Below are 21,624 nucleotides of genomic sequence, written 5' to 3'. Positions count from 1 at the left end.
CTGCCCGAGCGCAAAAAATCCGGAATTTAGGGCCCGATGCCTTTCATGAAATAGCCTATGCTCTGTTGTCTGGCATTCGATCCAGAACCTTCTCGATCAAGGCAACGACTTCCGCCACTGCATCGGCTATCGCCATATTCGACGTATCAATCCGCACCGCATCTGTCGCCGGTTTGAGCGGTGCATCGGCGCGTCCCATATCCCGCGCATCCCGCGCCAGCACGTCTTTCAACACCTCTTCCGGCGTCACATCCATGCCCTTGCCTGCCAGCTCAGCATAGCGGCGTTCGGCACGTATTTCGGCATCTGCGGTGACAAACAGTTTCACCTGCGCCTGCGGGCAAATCACCGTCCCGATGTCGCGCCCATCCAGAACCGCACCGCCTGCCCGCGCCGCAAAACTGCGCTGAAAATCGATCAAAGCCGCCCGCACTTCGGGGATCGCCGCAACCCGGCTGGCCTCCTGCGCCACAGAGGGGCGGCGCAGATCGTCATGCTCCAGATCCCCCGGCACCAGCGCCCGCGCGGCCTCTTGAGGCGGCTGCCCCTGCAAGGTTTTTGCCGCAACCGCCCGATACAGCAAACCGGTGTCCAGATGCGCAAAACCGAAATGCGCTGCCACGGCCTTGGAAATTGTGCCCTTGCCAGAGGCCGCAGGCCCGTCAATTGCCACGGTAAAGCCGTTTGTTGTCATGACCCGCTCCTTGCGCGTTGTTTTGGTGCCCATCGCCATGCCCAAAGACAAATGGCACATGCCAGCGCGAGAAAGCTCCATTTCGCCATAGTGAACCCGCTGGCCAGCGTCACCGTTTCTGCATCCAACGCCGCACTGCGCAACATATCGGCCACCAAGGCATTCTCTACCAGATCCATCACCAGATAAGCCGCAGGAATGATGAGTAACGACAGGCGCATTGCCGGATGAACCCCAGGTGCCTGCCCCCAAAGAACCCCCGACAGAAAAAACGTCAGAAGCACCGGAAACACGGTATCCAGCCAGCGAAACCATCCCAGATAGAGCTGCTTTTGCCCCGCATCCAGCACACCGAGATAGGCCTGCGCCTCTGCCAGAGTATATCCGCCAAGCCGGCTGTCAAAAATTAGCATCCCGTCTGGCTCCAGCCACCCTTTCGACAATGCCGCCAACACCAGAAAAAGCACAAGCGAGATCGCGCAGGACAGTTTGACCAAACGGCCCAGCGTCATCAGCCCGCGTTGCGCGTCACCTGCGCACCCAGCTTTTGCATCAACGGCTCAAAAATCGGGAATGACGTGGCAATCGGCCCGCCGTCATCCAACTGCACCGGCTGCTGCGACGCCATGCCCAGGATCATGAATGACATCGCAATCCGGTGATCGAGATGGCTGGCGCAGGTCGCGCCGCCAGGCACATTGCCGTGACCGCGCCCGGTGACGATCCACCAGTCAGGTCCATCCTCAACCTCAATGCCATTGGCCCGCAAACCCGTGGCCATCGCGTCAATGCGGTCGCTTTCCTTCACGCGCAACTCTTTCACACCGCGCATCACAGTCTGCCCCTCGGCAAAGGCGGCAACAACCGACAATACCGGATACTCATCAATCATCGACGCGGCACGTTCCGGTGGCACTTCGATCCCCTTGAGGTTCGGCGAAAACCGCGCCCGCAGATCGGCAACCGGCTCACCGCCCTCTTCGCGCTCATTCTCGTAGGTCAGATCCGCACCCATCTCTCGCAGCGTGGTAAAGACACCGGCCCGCGTCGGGTTCAACCCGATCCCCGGCACCAGGACATCCGACCCCGGCACGATCAGCGCGGCACAAACCGGAAAGGCCGCCGAAGACGGATCACGCGGCACATCAATATGCTGAGGCTTTAACTCGGGCTGCCCCTTCAGGGTGATCACACGCCCTTCGTCTGTCTGTTCTACAGTGATCTCTGCGCCAAAACCGGCCAGCATCCGCTCCGTGTGGTCGCGTGTTGCTTCGGCCTCAACCACCACGGTCTGACCCGGCGTGTTCAACCCGGCCAGCAAGACCGCTGATTTGACCTGCGCCGACGGCACCGGCACCTCGTAAAGCACAGGCACAGGATCACCTGCACCCACCAATGTCATCGGCAAACGTCCACCCTTGCGGCCCACGGACTGACAACCAAACAGCGCCAAAGGGTCGGTGATCCGGGCCATGGGCCGGCCATTCAAACTGGCATCACCGGTAAAAGTTGCCGTGATTGGCGATGTCGCCATTGCCCCCATGATCAGCCGCACACCGGTACCGGAATTGCCGCAATCGATCACGTTCTCAGGCTCGGCGAAACCGCCCACGCCAACCCCATGCACCGACCAGGATCCGCCGCCGTGATCCGTCACCTCTGCGCCGAAGGCCCGCATGGCCTTGGCCGTATCAAGCACGTCCTGCCCTTCCAGCAATCCGGTGATCGTGGTCTCGCCCACCGCCATCGCACCCAAAATCAATGATCTGTGCGAAATCGACTTGTCACCTGGTACCTCGGCCACGCCGGACAGAGGCCCACAGGCGGTAGAAGTCATGGGAATGGGGGCACCGTGGCTCGACATGTTAGCGTCCTTACTTTGTTCAAAGTGCTTCTATCGCAGCCTTGAAACCACGTCCATGCCATCCGCAACGGCGCCGGCACCAAACTTCATTTGGCCCAAAAACCTCTGGGGGAGTTTAAGGGGCCAGTGCCCCTCATCAGCAAAACAAAATCGAATGCGGGCCTTCCCGCACAATCGGATCAAGTCTTGCGGAAGGTCAGGTAGTGCGGTGTCCGCCCTTCGCGCAGAGCCTTTTGCTCATACCGGGTCGAAAGCCAATCATCCCATGGCTGCCGCCAATCCTCCGGCCCTTCGGCCAGCCACTCAAACCCGAACTGCGGCACCTGCTCCAATGTCTGGCGCACGTAGTCCTCGATATCCGTAGCCACCCGAAACATCGCACCGGGCTTCAGCACCCGCGCCAGTGGCTCAAGATGCTCCGGCGTGACGAATCGCCGGCGGTGATGCCGTGATTTTGGCCAGGGATCGGGATAAAGCAGAAACGCCCGGTCAATCGACGCCTCTTCCAACACATCAAACATATCGCGCACATCACCGGGGTGGATTGCCAGATTGCCGACACCCGCGCGGCGGATCTTGCCCAAGAGCATCGCAACCCCGTTGATATAGGGCTCGCAGCCGATGATCCCGACATCGGGATTCTGCACCGCCTGATGCACCAGATGTTCACCGCCGCCAAAACCGATCTCAAGCCAAACCGGCTTGCCATCAAAGAGGCCTTGCAAATCCAGAGGGTCGCGCTGCGGATTGTCTTCCCAGCTGACCGGACCGGGCGACAACCCGTCCAGATCCTGCTCAATATACCCCTGTTGGGATTTCTTGAGCGATTTGCCTTTGAGGCGACCATAGAAATTGCGGCGGGGGCGTATTGGCTGTGTCATGCGCTGCCTTTACCGAAGCCCGCGCCCTGCTGCAACGGGCGCATTAAGGCTTGGGTAATAACCTCGCGCCTATAAACGGGCAATCTTGTTGAAAGGACGCTCCTTGCCCAGCCCCTCACCCCTGCGGCCACATGGATCTGTCACCAATGGCCAACCGACATCGGTTCTCATCCTGGATGACGAACGGTTTGACAGGCACCGTCTGGCCCGATTCTGTTCGGGCCTCGATTTTCCCTGCGCGGTGTCCAACGCCAGCAGCCTCAACGATTTTCGCAGCCGCATCGAAGAAAGCACATTCTCGCTGATCTTGATTGATTACTATCTGCCCGACGGCAATGGACTGGATGCACTGGAACTGGTGCGCCTGTCGCCGCGCAACCTGAACACCGCCACGATCATGATCACAGGGCTTGGTCAGGACAATATCGAACAACAGGCGCTCGATTGGGGCTGTGCCGATTATCTGACCAAGGACGAACTGTCCTCGGCCACCTTTCAACGCGCTGTCGGCAACGCCCTTCAAAAATCAGAACTGACCATCGCTGTCGAAACCCAGACCTACGCCCGTCAGGAGGTGGAAAGGGTGCTTGAACATTTCGCCGGCCAATGTGCCCGCGACATCAAACCCATGGTCAGCCGCATGATGCGGCAATTGCGGGATCTGCGCTCAGGCGCGGAACGCGCAGGGGCCCCGCAACTGGATCAGTTTGACCGGATTGACAGCTCTTGCATGATTTTGTGGGAATTCCTGATCGAGATGGAGCGCTATCAGGGCGAAGCTTTGGTTGGCGGGATGCTGACGCCGCTCAGCGAAGCCGCGCAGGAGGATCTGGCCGCGCCGCGCAAACCGCCCTCTCCATTCGCCCGAATGCCGCACTGATCCTGCACACAACCGAAAAGGGCCGCGATAGCGGCCCCTTCTTTACATACTTTGAAGGTTTGGACTGCCGATCAAACGGCGGCTTTCAGCGCCTCTGCCAGGTCAGTCTTTTCCCAGCTGAAGCCACCATCCTCTTGCGGGGCGCGGCCAAAGTGGCCGTAAGCCGCCGTGCGCTGATAGATCGGGCGGTTCAGCTGCAGATGTTCGCGAATGCCGCGCGGCGTCAGGTCCATCGTGGCACCAATCGCCTTTTCGATGTCCTCGTCGCGCACTTGGCCGGTGCCAAAAGTGTCACAATAGATCGACAATGGCTTGCTCACCCCAATCGCATAGCTGAGCTGGATCGTGCATTTGCTGGCCATACCGGAGGCCACAACATTCTTGGCCAGATATCGGGCCGCATAAGCCGCCGACCGGTCAACCTTGGTCGGGTCTTTGCCGGAAAACGCGCCGCCACCATGCGGGGCCGCGCCGCCATAGGTATCCACGATGATCTTGCGTCCGGTGAGGCCCGCATCGCCGTCCGGTCCGCCGATCACAAATTTACCGGTGGGGTTCACCCACCATTCGGTCGCATCGGTGATCCAGCCGTCGGGCAGTTGCTCGCGGATGTAAGGCTCGACAATGGCGCGGATGTCATCGCTGGTCTGGCTTTCGTCCGCATGCTGTGTCGACAGAACAATGGACGTCACGCCAACCGGCTTGCCATTTTCATAACGCACAGACAGCTGGCTTTTGGCATCTGGGCGCAGAGTTGGCTCTGTCCCGTCTTTGCGAACTTCGGCCAAGCGGCGCAGGATCGCATGAGCGTAATGAATCGGCGCTGGCATCAATTCGGGTGTCTCATCGGTCGCAAAACCGAACATGATCCCCTGATCGCCCGCGCCTTCATCTTTGTTGGCAGAGGCATCAACACCCTGCGCGATATGAGCAGATTGCCCATGCAACAGGTTGGTGATCTCGCAGGTGGCGTGGTGGAATTTGTCCTGCTCGTAACCGATGTCTTTGATACAAGCCCGCGCAATGTCCTCGATCTGATCAAGATATTCCCCCAGCTTTTTCTTGTCGCTGAGCCCAACCTCGCCGCCGATGACCACGCGGTTCGTGGTGGCAAAGGTTTCGGCCGCCACCCGCGCCTCGGGCTCTTCGCTCAGGAAGGCATCGAGAACCGCATCCGAAATCCGGTCACAGACCTTATCGGGGTGGCCTTCGGAAACGGATTCCGAAGTAAAAACATAATTCTGTCGGGACATATCGTGCTCCAATAGATAAAAAACTGCCACGTCAGGAAGCCGTTGTGGCATATCTGTTCGGCTTATCGGCGCAGGCCAGCAGGGTCAATCTTTAACTGCGGCGACGGCCGAGTGCCGCAGCGGCCAAGGCCAGAACAAGCAAGATCGCAAGCGGCAGATCGCCCGTGCGCGCGTAAAGCGTCGCAGGTGCAGCGGCGGGCAGGACCGCATCCACAAAGCCGGATGTGTTCAGCGGCAATGATGCTGTCACACGGCCCCAAGGGTCAATCATTGCAGAAATGCCCGTGTTTGCCGCCCGCGCCAGCGGCAACCCCTGTTCCATTGCCCGCATACGCGCCTGCGCCAGATGCTGTTTCGGTCCGGCCCCTTTGCCGAACCACGCATCATTGGTGATCTGGATCAGAAAGGCAGGCCGCTGGGGCGCGCCGTTCACATCATGGGCAAAAACCGCCTCATAACAAATCAATGGCAAGGCCTGCCCCAAAACCCCGAAATCCAGCAGTTCAGGCCCAGGGCCGGCCGAAAATCCCGCCCCGTTTTGCGGGGCCAAGCCATGGATCCCGATCCGGGCCAGCAAATCGCCAAACGGCATATATTCGCCAAAGGGCACAAGATGATGTTTGTCATAGGTCTGCGTCACCGTACCTTGCGGATCCAGCACCACCATGGAGTTGAAAAACCGCAAATCTCGGGTGCGTTGAACACCCAATGTGACGGTGGCCTGTCCCCCCGCTTCGGCAATGGGGGCCAATGCCTCTTCGCCGTAGGGCAAGGCCCATGGGATCGCGGTTTCAGGCCAGATGACCAGATCAGGCGCTTGTCCAGATGCATGCGGCGGCGCTGCGGTCAGCTCCAACTGACGGTAATAGAATGTGTAGGCCTTGTCCGGATCCCATTTGTCTTTCTGCGGCGCGTTTGGCTGGATCAGGCGCAGGGTATGATCGGTCATCGGCGCGGTCGGCGCATAGGGCGGCAAGAGCAAAAGTGCAGCGGCGGCAGCAGCGCTGATCCCACCGACGAAACGTGCAGCGCCATGACGAGTTGCACCAGCGGCGAGCGCGGCACAGATGAGCAAGGCCAGGTTCACCCCGTGCGGCCCCACAAAGGCCAGCCCCTGCCCCGCCGCCACATCAACCAAGGCTTGCGCCGGTGTGGCCCAGGGAAAACCGGTAAAGATATAGGCACGGATCATCTCTGCCGCCGCCAGACATAGCGCAACAGGCCATAGGCTCTTGCGTGACAGGTACCGCCCGCCGGCAAAAGCCGCCCCCCAGAACAGAGCAAGACCCGCCGCCATAAACACCAGCGCGAAGGGCGCCATCCAGCCGTGACGGGGCACATCCACCAGGAACGGCGAGACGATCCAATGCAGGCTGTGCAGGAAATATCCGGTGCCAAATGCCCATCCCAAAAGCGCGGCGCGGCGGATGCTTTGTTGCTGCCGCGCCAACCAGAAGACAAAAGCAAAAGCAGCAAAAAGCAACACGGGCAGGTTATAGGGCGCCTGACCAAAGCCTGCGGCGGCGCCGACAAGAGCCGCCACAATCAAGCTGCGCCACACCCCCTTCGGGGTGGTCATCCGGTGGATCCGGTGGTCCGCACCCGCAATCGTTTGATCCGGCGGGGGTCCGCATCGATCACCTCGAACTCCGGGCCATCAGGGTGCAAAACAACCTCACCGCGCGTCGGTACGCGGCCCGACAGCATGAAAACCAACCCCCCAAGCGTGTCGATTTCCTCTTCGTCGACGGCCTCGTGATCGGTCAACGAATGGCCGATCTCCGCTTCGAAATCCTCAAGTGGGGTCTTTGCCAGTGCCAGATAGGTGCCGGGCTTTTCCACGCTCCAGAAGGTGCCTTCGTCCACGTCGTGTTCGTCTTCTATCTCGCCGATGACCTGTTCGATCAGATCCTCGATTGTCACAAGACCATCCACGCCGCCATATTCGTCAATTACCAGCGCCATATGCCGCCGCTCTGCCTGCATCTTGGTCAGCAACACGCCAATGGTCATGCTGGGCGGCACAAACAACAGCGGCCGCAGCATATTGCCCATGTCGAAATCTGTGGATTTGCCGTTGAACCCATGCTGAAGCGCCAGATCCTTGAGGTGGGCCATGCCCACAGGCGTATCCAGTGTGCCATCATAGACCGGCAAACGGGTCAGGCCGCTGTCTTTGAATACCTCGACCAGTTCTTCCAATGAGATCGTGACCGGAACAGCGGTGATTTCCGCCTTGGGAACCGCCACATCATCCACCCGCATCCGCCGCAAGTTCATCATGCCGCGGGCCGAGACCCTGTCCACCTGTGGCGGTGTCAGATCATTCTCGATCTCGCTGTCGGAAGGGCTCAGCGCCCCGATCACCCGTGAGAAGAAACCGCCCGATTTTGGGCTGTCTTCGGTCTCTTGGTCCATTCCTTCATCTGGAAGCGCGCGCCGCGCCGCGTCAGATGGTCCGTCTGTATCGCCCATTGGGTCCTGTCTTGTGATAGGGCAGTCAATCTGCCGGGATGATCCTATATGGGTCATCATGACCCAGTTTGCCAAGTATTTCGACCTCGAACCCTTCCATCAGGGCCGCATCTGGGTCGCAGATGTGATCAAAACCCAACAGATGCAGCACGCCGTGCACGATGAGATGGGTCACATGGGCCGGAATCGGCTTGTTTGCCGCGGCGGCCTCTGCTGCGCAGGTGTCGTAGCTGATGGCGATATCGCCCAGTTCAATCATGCCGTCCGGCCCGGGCAATGCCGGCAGCGGGTCACCGCCGGGCCGAGCCGGGCCGCGCTCTTCGGCAGGCCAGCTGAGCACATTGGTTGCGGTGGGTTTGTCCCGAAAATCGCCATTCAGCACAGTTATGCGGGCATCATCGCAGGCCAGCACCGTCAATTCACAGCAGTCCGCATCCATCGCCAGATGGGCCAACGTGGCCTGAGCCGCAGTTTCCGCGAGGGTTTCGAGATCAAGATCCGCCCAACGCGCATCTTCGATCACAACATCGAGTCCCTGCATCTCAGCGCTGCCGGGGGCCAGCCCCCGGACCCCCGGAATATTTAAGGCCAAAAAGGGAGAGGACGCCTATCATGCTTTGCGCTCTGCTTCGGCCTCGTAAGCTTCGATGATGGCGGCGACCAGCGGGTGGCGCACGACATCCTTGGAGGTGAAATAGTTAAAGCTGATCTTTGGGATGCGGTTCAGCAGGCGTTCGGCATCTGCCAGCCCTGACGGCACCCCGCGCGGCAAATCGATCTGTGTGCGGTCGCCGGTGATGACCATGCGCGAGCCCTCACCAAGGCGGGTCAGGAACATTTTCATCTGCATCGAAGTGGCGTTTTGCGCCTCATCCAAAACCACAAATGCGTTGGACAGGGTGCGCCCACGCATGAAGGCCAGCGGCGCGATTTCGATGCGTTTTTCCTCAAGCAGTTTGGCCAGTTGCTTGCCCGGCAGAAAATCATTCAGCGCGTCATAAAGCGGCTGCATGTAGGGATCGACCTTGTCTTTCATATCACCAGGCAGATAGCCAAGCTTTTCACCCGCCTCGACCGCCGGACGACTGAGGATGATCCGGTCCACGTGACCGCCGATGAACATGGAAACCCCCACCGCCACAGCAAGGTAGGTTTTGCCAGTGCCCGCCGGACCAATCCCGAACGCCAGTTCATTGTCAAAGAGCGATTGCACATAGGCCTTTTGTGCCTCTGTACGCGGCTCGACCCGTTTTTTGCGGGTCTGGATTTCGATTGCCTGACCAATGGGCATTTCGATCTGATCACCCTGACGCACGCCGGTATCGACCTCTGATCCGCCCATGCGGATCAGGCTGTCCACATCCGCAGGTTCCACTGCGCGCCCCCCTTCGAGGCGGGCGTAAAGCATGTTGAGCAATTGCCCGGCCTGTTGGGCTGCGTCCGCTTCACCCAGCACGGACAATTGATTGCCGCGGCGGATGATCTGCACCTCCAGCGCCTTTTCGACGGCGGCGAGATGGGCGTCATAGGCGCCGCACAGATCAATCAACAGACGGTTGTCTGGAAATTCCAGCACAACAGGATCAGCGTTTGGTGTGGCGGCTGTCATCAGATCGCTTTCAGGCAAGTGGCGCTCCTTTGCTTGCACTCAGACTCAGTAGATAGGGCGATTGCGGGGCGATTGCATCCCGCAAAAACAATAAGGGCCGGAGCGTCCCACGCTCCGGCCCGGTGATGGTGTGGCACTGGCGCATGTTCAGTTCGGATCCGGCACGTTTGAGCCGCGCTTGAAATCCCCCGAGGTGTAGGTCGGCGGCACATCACCACTACAAACCGGTTTGCCGTCACGATCCAGGCGGGGCGACAGATAGCCCTCGACCCCGTCATCGACGATCCAGTGGTCACAGCCATTTGGATCCACCCAAATGCCTGCTTGCAGCTCGCTTAACGGTTTTTTGTCAAAGCCGCGGTCAAAGGATTTGTCAGCCGCGAACCCCACACCGGGACCGGCCTCCATATCGACGCAAGCCGCGAGGCCAAGCAGGCAGGCCGTGACAGCAATAAATTTGGTCTTTTGCACTATCATATCTTTCACCGCACACAGAGGATTTCGACGCGGCGGTTCTTGGCCCGGCCAGCGGCGGTTGCATTGGAGGCGGCGGGTTTGCGTTCCCCATAGCCGCGCACGTCACTGACGTTGCCGCCGTTTGCGCGGGCAATCGCTGCCACTGCATTGGCCCGGTTTAGCGATAACCTCATGTTATAGGCATCGGAGGCGCGGCTGTCGGTGTGGCCAGTGATCACGAATGACGTCGCCTGTTCGTTTTGAAAAAACGCAGCCAGCCGTTCCTGCGCAGAGGCTCCGAGACGGAAGCTGTTGGTGGCAAAGAACTGATCCGAATTCAAAACGCCGCAGATATTGCCCCCCCGGCAGACGGGTTTGCCATCGCGCGTCAAATGCGGGCTCATGAACCCTTCTGCGCCGTCGTCCATGACCCAATGTTCGCAGCCATCTGGATCAACCCAGATGCCCGGCACATATTGCCCCTGATCGCGGCCCTGCTGTGATGCGGTTTGCGCAACCGCGGGCGGCGCGGCCAAAAGGCAGGTCAGCAATGCAGAGATGCCCCATGTGCCGATCCGCTTTGAGAGTGTGTTCACCACAAGTTTTCCTCGCTTTTCGGTTTTGACGGGCAGGCACCCTGCCTGCACGCCACTGCCGCCTGCATTCCCTATGAGGTTAGGCAGAAAAACAGCTTCTGTGAAGCACAGATATCAACATTTAGGGGGTGAAAGTGTTAACAGACCCAATAAAATGCGCCAGAACCTAGGCTGGCGCCTTTTTGTGCTCGGGCAAGCCTTTTACCTGATTTGTCGCGCAGTGAGGGAATTTGTCATGGATTTCACAATCTTAACTGGCACGATATCACCAATCTGTGCCTGCGCGTCATCAATATGCACCGCATGCAAATACTCGGATTTACCAAGCATCTGGCCGGGGTTACGGCCAGATTTCTCGACCAGAACAGACAGCTCGCGCCCAACCATACTTTGCTGGATTTCCTTCTGGTGCTGGGTGATCAAAGCCTGCAAGCGCTGCAACCGGTCGTTGGCCACATCGTCAGGGATAAGCGCACGTTCAGCCGCCGGAGTGCCGGGGCGAGTGGAGTATTTGAACGAATAGGCATAGCCGTAGCGGACCTCGCGCACCAGATCCATGGTGGCCTCGAAATCTGCGTCGCTCTCTTCGGGGAAGCCGACGATGAAATCACCGGACATCAGGATATCGGGCCGCGCGGCGCGGATGCGTTCGATCAGCCGCAGATAGCTTTCGGCGGTGTGGCTGCGGTTCATCCGCTTGAGGATGTGGTCAGAACCCGATTGAACCGGCAAATGCAGATAGGGCATCAGCGCCTCAACCTCGCCATGGGCGGCGATCAGATCGTCTTCCATGTCGTTGGGGTGGCTGGTGGTGTAACGAATGCGGTCCAGCCCGTCGATTTTGGCCAGTTCCCGCACCAAGCCCGCCAGCGTCATATCGCCCTTGGGGCCAGCACCGTGATAGGCATTGACGTTCTGGCCCAGCAGGGTGACCTCGCGCACACCGCGATCGACCAAAGCGCGGGCCTCATCCAGAACGCGCGTGGCGGGGCGGCTGACCTCTGCGCCGCGGGTATAGGGCACAACGCAGAAGGCGCAAAACTTGTCGCAGCCTTCCTGAACCGTCAAAAACGCCGCCGGGGCGCGTTTGGTTTGCGGGCGCGATTTGAGATGCTCAAACTTGTCCTCTTCGGGGAAATCGGTATCGAGCGCGGTTTCTCCCTTGCGCACCTTTGCCTCCATCTGGGGCAGCCGGTGGTAGGATTGCGGCCCAACCACCAGATCCACTGCGGGCTGGCGGCGCATGATCTCTTCGCCTTCGGCCTGCGCAACACAGCCCGCCACGCCGATCTTGAGATCCGGGTTCAACGCCTTGAGCGGCTTGAGGCGCCCCAATTCGGAATAGACCTTTTCGGCGGCTTTTTCCCGGATGTGACAGGTGTTGAGCAGGATCATGTCCGCGTCATCGGCTGTCTTTGTCTCAACATAGCCTTCACCGCCCAGCGCTTCGACCATGCGTTCGCTGTCATAGACATTCATCTGACAGCCGTATGTCTTGATAAACAGTTTCTTAGGCGTGGTCATGGCAGATATCCGGATCAAAGGGCAGAAGCCGCCATGTAACAGCGCCTGCCATGGCTTGCAATGGAGGTGGAATTGGCCGATTCTGCGCCCAACGACTGTCCGTGAGGCCCTATGCACCATTCTTCGCTTGATGAATTGATCAAAGACGCGCCTGAGGCATTGGCCAAGGGGCCGGTTGCAGTGATCATGGTGGAGGATGACGTCGAGATCGACACAACCTTGCGACACCATCAACAGGCAGGGTTCAAAACCATCATCGCATTGATGCCGCCGGAATTTGATCTGCCCCGCGACCTGTCCGAGACGATCCATAGGGTTGATTATGACATGTCCGCCGAAATGGCGATGGAGACTGCGATCAACGCTCTGATTGATCCCGCCGACGGGCAGTGGATGTATTACTGCTACAATGCCGAATACCTGTTCTATCCGTTCTGCGAGACCCGCAATGTTGTTGAAATGCTGGCCTTTCACACCGAAGAGCGGCGCTCTGCGCTTTTGGCCTATGTCATTGATCTTTATTCCGACGATCTCGGCGAGCATCCAAATGCGGTGTCGCTGGACCGGGCCCATCTGGACAAATCGGGCTATTACGCATTGGCCCGCAAAGACGACGCCAATGGCCATAGCCCCAAGGAACGGCAGCTTGATTTCTTTGGTGGGCTCCGCTGGCGATATGAGGAACATGTGCCCGCCACACGGCGCAAGATCGACCGCATTCCGCTGTTTCGTGCGAAGAAAGGACTGCGCCTTCGGTGGGATCACACCTTTAATGATGAAGAATACAACACCTACGCCTGTCCTTGGCATCACAACATCACGGCGGCGGTCTGTTCTTTCCGCACGGCCAAGGCGCTCAAGACCAATCCTGGCAGCACCTTTGAGATCGACAGTTTCAAATGGCACAACTCCGCCGCCTTTGAATGGCACTCGCGACAACTGCTTGATCTGGGGTTGATGGAACCAGGGCAATGGTTCTGAAATGACGCAAGCCCTGCTGGAAAACGAAGCGCGATTGCGCATCTTGGTTTTCCTGCTGGTGTTGCTGATCATGGCGATTTGGGAGATCGCATCCCCCCGCCGCCGCCGCGATATCCCAAGGCTTCTTCGTTGGTCCAACAATCTGGCGATTGTGGTGCTGGATGCGGCCCTGGTACGGCTGCTGTTTCCCGTGGTGGCTGTTGGCTTTGCTGTCATTGCACAGCAAAACGGTTGGGGTTTGCTGAACCTGCTGGCACTGCCACAATGGCTGGCTGTAGTGGTTTCGCTCCTGCTCTTTGATCTGGCGATCTATCTGCAGCATGTGGTGTTTCACGCGGTGCCTGCACTGTGGCGGCTGCACCGGATGCATCACGCCGATCTGGAATTCGACGTGACCACGGGCCTGCGGTTTCATCCGGTTGAGATCATACTGTCAATGGCGGTCAAGATGACGCTGGTGTTGATCCTTGGCCCGCCTGCCATCGCGGTCTTGCTGTTTGAGGTGGTGCTGAACGCCAGCGCAATGTTCAATCACGCCAATGTCCACCTGCCAAACCGTTTGGACCGGATGCTCCGCCTTGTATTGGTCACGCCTGATATGCACCGGGTCCATCATTCGGATATTCCTGCGGAGACCCATAGCAATTTTGGCTTTAACCTGCCCTGGTGGGATCGGATTTTTGGCACCTATACGGCCCAACCCCGCAAAGGACATACAGGTATGACCATCGGATTGCCGCGGTTCCGGACCCGCCGTGATCTGTGGCTTGACCGGATGTTGATGCAACCCCTGCGCGGCGATGAGGAGACGCCAAGGCGCGAGCCCTCCCCGCCCTCGGGCGGCTGATCAACGGGGCCAGAGCACCGGAAACCAATCCTCGCGCAGCTTTTGGCCCTCGGTCATGTCATGGCCGGGATAGGGCGGTGAAGTTGGCCCGGGCCGCTGGGTATAGCGGGCGTCATCCCCCACCAACCGCAGTGAAAACGCCCGCCTCCGCGCCCCCGAGGTATTGCCCCGCGCACCGTGCAGAATGCTATAGTTGAACGCCACCGCATCGCCCGGCTCCATCGGCCATTCGCGGATATCCATTCCTTCGGCATCCGGATCCGGGACCGGCATATAAGGTGCAGGATCAAAGAACGCATCCCCCTTGGCCCAGCGCGTCGGCAGCACGGGTTTTTCCCACAAATGCGATCCCGCGACACAACGCAGCGAGGCCTCCTGCACCGGATCAAGCGGCGACCAGAAACTGACTGTCTGCTTGCCCTCAACAAAATAATACGGTCCATCCTGATGCCATGGGGTGGCCATGGAGGTGCCCGGCTCTTTGACCAACACGTGATCATGAAAGAGCTGTGCCGACTGGCTTTGCATCAACTCGGAGGCGATCTCAGCAACGTCAGAATTGCGGATCACCTCTTCAAATTCGGGGATACGATCCCAGTTGCAGTAATCGTCAAAGAACAGGCCTGTCTCGCCCGGCTTGTCGTTGTTTGACGCGTATGGGCCTGGCGCCTCCATATTGCGGGCCACACCGGCGCGAAGGGTTTCGACGTGGTCTGCAAACAGACCTTTGATCAACACCACACCGTCACGCTGGTAGCTGTCGATATGGTCTTGGGTGATCAGGGGATGCGGCATTTGATTGTCCTTTGGCTGTGTCTTGCCATGACATTCGCGCCAGCAGTCGTTAGTTTCAAATAATAAATGCGAAACATTGGAATAGCCTGATGCTATACTTAACGCTCCGGCACTACAGCTATGTGGTCGCGATTGCCGATCACGGCAGCCTGTCCGCTGCAGCCGCCCATCTGAATGTGTCGCAGCCCTCGCTGTCCAATGCGCTGGATATCATCGAGGCCCGATTGCAGCGGCCCTTGTTCCTGCGCGGGCGCGGACAAGGCGTGACGATAACCCCGGATGGGCGAAACTTTGTCAAAGAGGCCAAATCCCTGCTTGGGTCGGCCCGAAGACTGGAACAATCAGGGCAATCGCCCCTGTCACAGCCCAGCGTTGCCTTGGGCTGTTTCCACGATCTGGCACCCTTTGTCTTGGCCCCGGCCCTCAGCCGTTTGCGCCAGTCCCTGCCGGAGATTGAGCTCCGCAGCCGCCTAGGCAATTTTGAAACGCTGGTGCGCGGTATGGCCGAAGGCGCGATTGATCTGGCGATCACCTGGGACATTGGCCTGGATGCGCGGTTCAGCAAACGGGTTCTGGGGCACCTGCGTCCGCATGCCTTTATCGCCATGGATCACCCGCTGGCGCGCCGTGCAGACCTGAAACTGAGCGATCTGGCCGAAGAGGTGTTGATCCTGTCAGATGACGGACTTTCGGTGCAGCATATGGTCAAACTCTGTCAAAGCGCCGGATTTACCCCGCATTTGGCAGGCCACGCCGCCCCGGTTGAGGTGATGCGGTCCCTTGCCGCCCATGGGGAGGGCATCGGCATCAGCTATTCGGTGCCCCCATCACAGCACAGCTATGATGGCCGCGCCCTTTGTGCCCTGCCCGTCACGGACCCCGCCGCAGAGGAGCCTGTCGTATTGGCACAATTGGGCGATCCTGTGCCCGGCGGCACAGCGAATTTGATTGGAGAGATTTTGGAGGACGCAGATTTATTCCGCTTTGGCGGCGCTTAATTCGCTTTGCGTCGCAGACGGATCACCACATCCACACTGGCAATCTCGGCCCCGTCAGGCGCGTCTGGCACCTGCGAAATCACCAACTGATCGGCCGGTGCATCGGTCAGCCGCGCATCATCTTCCCAATAGAAATGCGGGTGATCATGGGTGTTGGTGTCAAAATAGCTTTTGGAGCCGTCAACAGTAACCTCTTGCAGCAAACCTGCATCGCAAAAAGCACGTAAGGTGTTGTAAACAGTTGCCAATGACACGGCATCGCCCTGCCCTTTGGCGGCTTCAAACAGGCTTTCGGCGGTGACATGGCGGTGCTGGCCATCACCCACCAGAAGGCTGGCCAATGTGACCCGCTGCCGTGTGGGGCGCACCCCGGCCTGTTCCAGCCATCGCGTGCCGTTCTGTTGATGCATCTGTGTCATGATGGCTCCGTTGCGCGTCGTCCCTGCCTACCATATAGGGCGCGGCGACCCTTGTTTTCAATGACTATTCGCCCTCTATGCACAACAGTGCTCATGCCGCCGCCCGTGGGCTTTGACTTGCGGCTTGTGCAATCGGGGTGCTAGATCAGGTCAACTTGGAACCACGTGACGCAGGAGAGCCGACCCAATGGCCGAATACCCCACCAGCTTTGACAAAGAAGATCTGTTGAAATGCGCCGAAGGAAAGCTGTTTGGCCCCGGCAACGCCCAATTGCCAGCACCGCCCATGTTGATGATGGACCGGATCACCGATGTCTCGGCCGATGGCGGCGCCCATGGCAAGGGTCATATCACCGCCGAATTCGATATCACGCCCGATCTGTGGTTCTTTGACTGCCACTTTCCCGGTAACCCAATCATGCCCGGCTGTCTGGGCCTGGATGGCCTGTGGCAGCTGACCGGTTTCAACCTTGGCTGGCGCGGCTGGCAGGGGCGCGGCTATGCCCTTGGCGTGGGCGAGGTCAAACTGACCGGCATGGTGCGCCCTGACCGCAAGATGCTGACCTACAAGATTGATTTCACCAAGGCGATCCAGACCCGCCGCCTGACCATGGGTGTCGCCGATGGCATCGTCGAGGCGGACGGCGAGGTGATCTACCAGGTCACCGGAATGAAAGTTGCGCTCAGCGAAAGCTGAAGGTGTAAATTCGGGTTGACCGGGCGTGCTCGGTCAACCTGTGGCATCTCCTTTCATACCCCCTAACCGCTTGCGCCCCCGCACCCTGCTGTCATACACAGAACCAACCAATCAAAGGAGTGCGGTATGCGCCGTGTTGTCGTTACAGGTCTGGGCATTGTCTCATCTATCGGAAACAACGCAGAAGAGGTGATCGCCTCTTTGAAAGCGGGGAAATCGGGGATCGAAGCCAGCCCCGAAATGGCCGAACACGGGTTCCGCAGCCAGATCGCCGGCACGATCAAGCTGGATGTTTCCGAACATGTGGACAAGCGCACATTGCGGTTCATGGGGCCGGGTGCCGCCTATGCCTATATCGCAATGGGGCAAGCGATTGCCGACGCGGGCCTTGACGAAAGCATCATCAGCAACCCGCGCACCGGTCTGATCGCTGGCTCCGGCGGGCCGTCCACCTCGGCCATGAAGATCGCCCATGACACCGTCGACAAAACCGGCGCGACCAAGCGGATCGGGCCATTTGCCGTGCCAAAATGCATGTCCTCCACGATCAGCGCCAACCTCTCCACGGCCTACAAGATCAAAGGCATCAATTATTCCATCACCTCGGCCTGCTCGACCTCGCTACATTGCATGGGCTCGGCGGCAGAGCAGATCATGCTGGGCAAACAGGACGTGATGTTTGCAGGCGGCGGCGAAGAACTGGATTGGACCCTGTCTTGCCTCTTTGACGCCATGGGCGCGATGAGCAGCAAATACAACGACACGCCGGACAAAGCCTCCCGTGCCTTTGACGCCAACCGCGATGGTTTTGTCATCACTGGCGGTGGCGGCATCGTGGTGCTGGAAGATCTGGACCACGCATTGGCCCGCGGTGCAAAAATCTATGCCGAAGTGACCGGTTTTGCGGCCACCTCGGACGGCCATGACATGGTCGCCCCCTCTGGCGAGGGCGGACAGCGGGCTATGGAACTGGCGCTGGCCACCCTGCCCGAAGGCCGCAAGGTCAGTTATATCAACGCCCATGGCACCTCGACCCCGGTCGGCGATGTCGGCGAGATCGAAGCCGTGCGCCGCGTTTTTGGGGCCGGCAGCACGCCGCCCGTCAGCTCGACCAAATCCCTCACCGGCCATGGTCAGGGCGCAGCAGGCGCGATGGAGGCAATCTTTTGCTTGCTGATGCTGGAGAATGATTTCATCACACCCTCCATCAACGTCGAAACCCTCGATCCGGCGCTCAAGCCTGAAGAGATTGCAACAGATCTGGTTGAAAATGCCGGTTTGGATTCTGTCATGACCAATTCCTTTGGCTTTGGTGGCACCAACGGGTCTATGATCCTGTCCAAGTATCAGGGGTAAGGAACAAAATGTCGGATTTGCTTAAAGGGAAACGCGGCCTGATCATGGGTGTCGCGAACGAACGGTCCATTGCATGGGGCATTGCCAAGGCGATGGCCGGCGCCGGGGCCGAACTGGCCTTTACCTATCAGGGGGAGGCCTTTGGCTCGCGTTTGCGGCCATTGGCGGAATCGGTGGGATCGGACTTCATGGTCGATGTGGATGTGACCGATGATGCATCGCTGGATACCGCCTTTGATCAACTGGCAAGCCGTTGGCCGACCATTGATTTTGTGGTCCATGCCATTGCCTTTTCCGACAAATCCGAACTGACCGGGCGATTTTTGAACACCAGCCGCGAGAACTTTAAGAACTCGATGGATATCTCGGCCTACAGCTTTATCGAAGTGGCCCGCCGCGCCCATCCGCTGATGGTGGAAAACGGCGGCACTTTGATGACGTTGACCTATCAGGGGTCCAACCGCGTTGTGCCCAATTACAACGTCATGGGTGTGGCCAAGGCGGCACTGGAAAGCGCGACGCGCTATCTGGCCAATGATCTGGGTCCCGAAGGCATCCGCGTAAATGCCATTTCGCCCGGCCCCATGAAAACGCTGGCGGGTGCGGCCATTGGCGGGGCACGAAAAACCTACAAGCACACCGACCAGAACGCGCCTCTGCGTTCAAACGCGACGCTTGAGGCTGTGGGCGGCACTGCCGTTTATCTGGCCTCAGACGCGGGTGCCTGCACCACGGGCGAGATTGTGCGCGTGGATGGAGGTTTTCACGTTCTGGGCATGCCGCAACAGGACAACCTTTAAAGAAGGTTACCAAAACCCGTCGCAGATAACCGTGCCCATGCCAAACGTGCCAACGGCCCACAAAATGACCAGATGCGGCGTGACCCAAATGGTTCCGGCATAGACAAAGCCCGCGCCGACGCAGCCGTAACACAGCGACATCAGGCTGCGGCGCAGCGCGAAATAGATCAATGTGCCGATCAGATAAAGCGTTGCGGCGCCCACCGCGAGGTAGGCGGCGATATTGTCGGCACACTGCCCCAAGGCTTCCATGTCTGCATCCTTTCGTAAGCGGCGAAACAGCGCATAATTTGGCAATTGGTCAGAATTTCGACAAAATGACGGCTGGCCTTGGCCGGACTTAGAGCCACCTTATCGCAGCGGTGGCGTCTGCCACAGCCAGATTTTCAAACCGCCATGCGCCACAGCCGGCCCCAGCGGTTTCCACGGCAGTCCGGTCGCCTTGGCCAATGGCGGCTCTGACGTCACCAGCCCGACGCGCCAGCCTTTAAAGCGTTCCAGCAAGGTCTGCCCCAACGTCCCATAGAGCGGATAAAGTAGTTTTTTATTGCCGATCCGTGCACCATAGGGCGGGTTTACAATCACCAGACCGGGCGGGCCTTCGGGCGGTGTGACCTCACCCGCACCATGGCAGGCAAAACTGCACCAGTCTGCAACGCCGGCCCGGTCGGCATTGGCCGTGCTCATCCGGATTGCACCTGCATCCCTGTCCGATCCAAAAAACCGCTTTTGTGGGCTCACTTGCGGGACATCCTTTTTCATCGCGTCCCAAGCCGCCTCATCAAAACTGGCCAAATCTTCAAAGGCAAACCGCCGACTGCGCCCCGGTTGCAAGCCCGCCGCAATCTCCGCCGCTTCGATCAAGAAGGTGCCGGAGCCGCACATCGGATCGACCACAGGTTCCTGCCCATCATACCCGCATTCAAGCAAGAACAGCGCCGCCAGGTTCTCGCGCATTGGCGCTTTGCCAACCGCCTCTTTGTGCCCGCGCTTGTGCAGAGCCTCGCCGCTGGTATCGAGGCTGATCGTCACCTGATTGTCGTGAATGCGCACTTTCACCACCATCTCGGCCTCGGGCGAAACGGTGATGCCGTGGCTCTCGCGCAGGGCGGTTTCGATGCGTTGGCTTGCAGCCTTGGCGTGATAGATCTTCGAGGCTTTGCACGTCACCTGCACCTTGACCGGCACATCGGCGCGCAGCACATCACCCCATGGAAACCTGCGCGCGCGTTTGTCGAGCTGCGCCAGATGGAAGGCCATGAACGATCCGATCCGCGCCAGCACCCGCACCGCCCCGCGCAGTTCCAGATTGGCGCGCCAAACATCGTGCCAGCCGCCCATGATGGTCACGCCGCCACCGGTGGTCTGCGGATCGGCGAAGCCGCGCTGCGTCACCTCTTGATGCAACTGCGGCTCGACGCCGGGGGCGCAGACCAGGAAAATCTCAAATGTATCAGATGTGTTCATGCGCCTTGCTTAATCGCTTTGACAGCTGGCGGCGAGGGGCAGATGCATTTTCTGATCTTTTGATCCGTCTGCCCTTTTTCTGCCGATTTCATGGTCTACCCCTTGGCTATGAGCTTTGCCGAGACTTACAAACACGAAACTCTTCAATCGCGGCGTGACAGATCGCGGCGCGCGATGTTCTGGGCGCGTATTCTTGGGCTTGTGCTGATGCTGACTATCGGCGCGATCCTCAGGTCAGAGCCGCAGTTGCGCCAGGATTTGATGAATGCCGGGATCGAGGCTGTTCTAAAACTGACCAAACGGGATCAGCCGCAACATGCAATAGCGCCTTTGCCCACTGACGCGCCAGGCAGTGGCGGGATCAGGATCAACCGGCCCGTAACCGAAGCGCCCGACAGCGGCGCATTGGCGGTCGAAGCCGGGCGGCGCATCGCCGCCCGAAAAGTCGAGGAATAGGGCCGCGGCCCCATCCATCCCTTAGCCGATCGAAACCAGCTCGATATCAAATTGCAGGTCTTTGCCCGCCAGCGGGTGATTGGCATCCAGTGTCACGGTCGCCTCGTCCACCTCAACCACCATCACCGGCAAGGCCTGGCCATCGGGGGTCTGCATTTGCAACTGCGTGCCAACTTCAAGCGGGATGTCTGCCGGAATGCCTTCCCGCGGAACCGCCTGACGCATTTCCGGGTTCAGCGGGCCGTAAGCATCCGCGCAAGCGATCTTTACCACCTTCTTTTCACCCACCACCATGCCGGGGATCGCTACATCAAGGCCGGGAATGATCTGACCAGAGCCAACTTCGAATTCCAGCGGCTCGCGTCCTTCGGAACTGTCAAAGGTTGTGCCGTCCAGCAACGTGCCTGTGTAGTGAATGCCAACTTTATCGCCTGATTTGACCTCAGCCATAGAAAACTCCAATTGTATCGGGAAAATGGGCGGAGGCCGCGTATCTGCACGGGTGCTCCGGGTTCGGCGCAATGTTTCAAAGCCGCGCCGCCGTGTAAACCCCCTGCCCTGTATTGGCATTTCGCC

The 21,624-nt window shown here is 59.2% G+C and carries 25 protein-coding genes and 1 riboswitch; of the genes, 8 read left to right on the top strand and 17 right to left on the bottom strand.

Annotated features, from left to right (window positions below; all coding sequences use genetic code 11):
• Positions 1–55 precede the first annotated feature (55 nt).
• The 4 genes from K3754_RS05060 to trmB all read right to left on the bottom strand — a co-directional run bounded on the left by K3754_RS05060 (position 56) and on the right by trmB (position 3,439).
• Positions 56–694: a d(CMP) kinase gene (locus K3754_RS05060; protein WP_259941578.1), complete on the bottom strand. Its 639-nt coding sequence runs from the start codon at positions 692–694 to the stop codon at positions 56–58.
• Positions 691–1,206, bottom strand: a complete 516-nt coding sequence (locus K3754_RS05055; protein WP_259941577.1) for a hypothetical protein — start codon at positions 1,204–1,206, stop codon at positions 691–693. Before K3754_RS05055 ends, K3754_RS05060 begins: the two co-directional genes overlap by 4 nt.
• Positions 1,206–2,558 carry a 3-phosphoshikimate 1-carboxyvinyltransferase gene (gene aroA / locus K3754_RS05050; RefSeq protein ID WP_259941575.1) on the bottom strand — a complete coding sequence of 451 codons (1,353 nt, stop codon included), beginning with the start codon at positions 2,556–2,558 and terminating at the stop codon, positions 1,206–1,208. The genes K3754_RS05055 and aroA overlap by 1 nt, the downstream gene beginning before the upstream one ends.
• Before the next feature lie 179 nt (positions 2,559–2,737).
• Entirely contained in the window at positions 2,738–3,439 is a 702-nt protein-coding gene (trmB, locus tag K3754_RS05045) for a tRNA (guanosine(46)-N7)-methyltransferase TrmB (protein WP_203212035.1), read from the bottom strand.
• 103 nt (positions 3,440–3,542) lie between these two features.
• Between trmB and K3754_RS05040 the strand changes: the two genes are divergently transcribed.
• Complete coding sequence (locus K3754_RS05040; RefSeq protein WP_203212036.1) at positions 3,543–4,319, top strand: response regulator; 777 nt, start codon at positions 3,543–3,545, stop codon at positions 4,317–4,319.
• 71 nt (positions 4,320–4,390) lie between these two features.
• On the opposite strand, the gene metK is transcribed toward K3754_RS05040, so the two are convergent.
• The 8 genes from metK to miaB all read right to left on the bottom strand — a co-directional run bounded on the left by metK (position 4,391) and on the right by miaB (position 12,232).
• Positions 4,391–5,572: a methionine adenosyltransferase gene (gene metK / locus K3754_RS05035; protein WP_203212037.1), complete on the bottom strand. Its 1,182-nt coding sequence runs from the start codon at positions 5,570–5,572 to the stop codon at positions 4,391–4,393.
• A gap of 4 nt (positions 5,573–5,576) precedes the next feature.
• Positions 5,577–5,626, bottom strand: a riboswitch (SAM-SAH riboswitch).
• 37 nt (positions 5,627–5,663) lie between these two features.
• A complete protein-coding gene (gene lnt / locus K3754_RS05030) occupies positions 5,664–7,151 on the bottom strand; it encodes an apolipoprotein N-acyltransferase (RefSeq protein WP_259941571.1) in 1,488 nt (495 codons plus the stop codon).
• Positions 7,148–8,047 (bottom strand): hemolysin family protein, encoded by a 900-nt coding sequence (locus K3754_RS05025; RefSeq protein ID WP_203212039.1) that lies wholly within the window; start codon positions 8,045–8,047, stop codon positions 7,148–7,150. The genes lnt and K3754_RS05025 overlap by 4 nt, the downstream gene beginning before the upstream one ends.
• Before the next feature lie 25 nt (positions 8,048–8,072).
• Positions 8,073–8,588 (bottom strand): rRNA maturation RNase YbeY, encoded by a 516-nt coding sequence (gene ybeY / locus K3754_RS05020; RefSeq protein ID WP_259941568.1) that lies wholly within the window; start codon positions 8,586–8,588, stop codon positions 8,073–8,075.
• A gap of 69 nt (positions 8,589–8,657) precedes the next feature.
• A complete protein-coding gene (locus K3754_RS05015; RefSeq protein WP_259943247.1) occupies positions 8,658–9,656 on the bottom strand; it encodes a PhoH family protein in 999 nt (332 codons plus the stop codon).
• 147 nt (positions 9,657–9,803) lie between these two features.
• Positions 9,804–10,133, bottom strand: coding sequence for a hypothetical protein (locus tag K3754_RS05010; protein WP_259941565.1), 330 nt, complete (start codon positions 10,131–10,133; stop codon positions 9,804–9,806).
• Between the two features lie 5 nt (positions 10,134–10,138).
• Positions 10,139–10,711, bottom strand: a complete 573-nt coding sequence (locus K3754_RS05005; RefSeq protein WP_409202367.1) for an OmpA family protein — start codon at positions 10,709–10,711, stop codon at positions 10,139–10,141.
• 198 nt (positions 10,712–10,909) lie between these two features.
• Entirely contained in the window at positions 10,910–12,232 is a 1,323-nt protein-coding gene (miaB, locus tag K3754_RS05000; protein ID WP_259941562.1) for a tRNA (N6-isopentenyl adenosine(37)-C2)-methylthiotransferase MiaB, read from the bottom strand.
• Positions 12,233–12,343: 111 nt separating this feature from the next.
• Here miaB and K3754_RS04995 point away from each other — a divergent pair, with 111 nt between their 5' ends.
• Positions 12,344–13,213, top strand: a complete 870-nt coding sequence (locus K3754_RS04995) for a glycosyltransferase family 2 protein (protein WP_259941559.1) — start codon at positions 12,344–12,346, stop codon at positions 13,211–13,213.
• Position 13,214: 1 nt separating this feature from the next.
• Positions 13,215–14,060 carry a sterol desaturase family protein gene (locus K3754_RS04990; protein WP_259941557.1) on the top strand — a complete coding sequence of 282 codons (846 nt, stop codon included), beginning with the start codon at positions 13,215–13,217 and terminating at the stop codon, positions 14,058–14,060.
• On the opposite strand, the gene K3754_RS04985 is transcribed toward K3754_RS04990, so the two are convergent.
• Positions 14,061–14,855 carry a phytanoyl-CoA dioxygenase family protein gene (locus K3754_RS04985; protein WP_259941554.1) on the bottom strand — a complete coding sequence of 265 codons (795 nt, stop codon included), beginning with the start codon at positions 14,853–14,855 and terminating at the stop codon, positions 14,061–14,063.
• Between the two features lie 89 nt (positions 14,856–14,944).
• Here K3754_RS04985 and K3754_RS04980 point away from each other — a divergent pair, with 89 nt between their 5' ends.
• Positions 14,945–15,853 (top strand): LysR family transcriptional regulator, encoded by a 909-nt coding sequence (locus K3754_RS04980; protein ID WP_203212046.1) that lies wholly within the window; start codon positions 14,945–14,947, stop codon positions 15,851–15,853.
• Here K3754_RS04980 and irrA read toward each other — a convergent pair.
• Positions 15,850–16,272 (bottom strand): iron response transcriptional regulator IrrA, encoded by a 423-nt coding sequence (gene irrA, locus K3754_RS04975; RefSeq protein WP_203212047.1) that lies wholly within the window; start codon positions 16,270–16,272, stop codon positions 15,850–15,852. The two genes, K3754_RS04980 and irrA, sit on opposite strands and share 4 nt — an antisense overlap.
• A gap of 187 nt (positions 16,273–16,459) precedes the next feature.
• On the opposite strand from irrA, the gene fabA reads away from it, so the two are divergent.
• The 3 genes from fabA to K3754_RS04960 all read left to right on the top strand — a co-directional run bounded on the left by fabA (position 16,460) and on the right by K3754_RS04960 (position 19,125).
• On the top strand, positions 16,460–16,969 hold the full coding sequence (gene fabA / locus K3754_RS04970; protein WP_203212048.1) for a bifunctional 3-hydroxydecanoyl-ACP dehydratase/trans-2-decenoyl-ACP isomerase: 510 nt from the start codon (positions 16,460–16,462) through the stop codon (positions 16,967–16,969).
• A 126-nt stretch (positions 16,970–17,095) separates the two neighbouring features.
• Positions 17,096–18,325 carry a beta-ketoacyl-ACP synthase I gene (gene fabB, locus K3754_RS04965; protein ID WP_203212050.1) on the top strand — a complete coding sequence of 410 codons (1,230 nt, stop codon included), beginning with the start codon at positions 17,096–17,098 and terminating at the stop codon, positions 18,323–18,325.
• Positions 18,326–18,333: 8 nt separating this feature from the next.
• Positions 18,334–19,125 carry an enoyl-ACP reductase gene (locus tag K3754_RS04960; RefSeq protein ID WP_025049809.1) on the top strand — a complete coding sequence of 264 codons (792 nt, stop codon included), beginning with the start codon at positions 18,334–18,336 and terminating at the stop codon, positions 19,123–19,125.
• Positions 19,126–19,131: 6 nt separating this feature from the next.
• On the opposite strand, the gene K3754_RS04955 is transcribed toward K3754_RS04960, so the two are convergent.
• Both K3754_RS04955 and K3754_RS04950 read right to left on the bottom strand, forming a co-directional pair.
• Positions 19,132–19,377: a hypothetical protein gene (locus tag K3754_RS04955; protein WP_259941546.1), complete on the bottom strand. Its 246-nt coding sequence runs from the start codon at positions 19,375–19,377 to the stop codon at positions 19,132–19,134.
• A 99-nt stretch (positions 19,378–19,476) separates the two neighbouring features.
• Positions 19,477–20,592, bottom strand: coding sequence for a class I SAM-dependent RNA methyltransferase (locus tag K3754_RS04950; protein WP_259941544.1), 1,116 nt, complete (start codon positions 20,590–20,592; stop codon positions 19,477–19,479).
• 90 nt (positions 20,593–20,682) lie between these two features.
• On the opposite strand from K3754_RS04950, the gene K3754_RS04945 reads away from it, so the two are divergent.
• Positions 20,683–21,048 (top strand): hypothetical protein, encoded by a 366-nt coding sequence (locus tag K3754_RS04945; RefSeq protein ID WP_259941542.1) that lies wholly within the window; start codon positions 20,683–20,685, stop codon positions 21,046–21,048.
• A 21-nt stretch (positions 21,049–21,069) separates the two neighbouring features.
• Here K3754_RS04945 and K3754_RS04940 read toward each other — a convergent pair whose 3' ends face one another.
• The gene (locus K3754_RS04940; RefSeq protein WP_203212055.1) at positions 21,070–21,498 is read right to left on the bottom strand and encodes a peptidylprolyl isomerase; all 429 of its coding nucleotides are present in this window, start codon (positions 21,496–21,498) and stop codon (positions 21,070–21,072) included.
• Positions 21,499–21,624: the final 126 nt, after the last annotated feature.

Origin of the sequence: Sulfitobacter sp. M368, from assembly GCF_025141875.1 — a bacterium.
Lineage (GTDB): Bacteria > Pseudomonadota > Alphaproteobacteria > Rhodobacterales > Rhodobacteraceae > Sulfitobacter > Sulfitobacter mediterraneus_A.
The sequence above is the reverse complement of the archived record's forward strand: the minus strand, read 5'-3'. Positions and strand labels throughout refer to the sequence as shown.